Source organism: Tritonibacter sp. SIMBA_163, assembly GCF_046535935.1.
GTDB lineage: Bacteria > Pseudomonadota > Alphaproteobacteria > Rhodobacterales > Rhodobacteraceae > Epibacterium > Epibacterium scottomollicae.
In genome coordinates this window covers 1-265 of record NZ_JAWJBP010000585.1, presented here as the reverse complement: position 1 = coordinate 265, position 265 = coordinate 1, and the positions used below count along the sequence as shown (strand labels likewise).

The following is a 265-nucleotide window of genomic DNA, read 5'->3' as shown; positions in this document are numbered from 1 at the left end:
CGCGATGGCCGCGAAGCGCGAGCAACTGTCGAAGCTGATCGGATCGCTCGGCGGCGCCGGCATCGTGTATGCGGCCACCGTGCGCGACGTCGACCGCATTTACGGCTGGCTGACGGAAGCCGGCGAATCGGTGTCGCGCTATCACGGCCGAATGTCGGCGGCCGCGCGCGAAGAAGCGCAGGAGCAGTTCATGTCGGGCGCGACCCGCTTGATGATCGCGACGAACGCGTTCGGCATGGGCATCGACAAAGCGGACATACGCTTC

General features: G+C 66.4%; 1 protein-coding gene. It reads left to right on the top strand.

Annotated features, from left to right (window positions below; translation table 11 throughout):
- The coding region (locus R0J92_RS23645; RefSeq protein ID WP_411053469.1) for a helicase-related protein at nt 1–265 on the top strand (265 nt) is incomplete at both ends.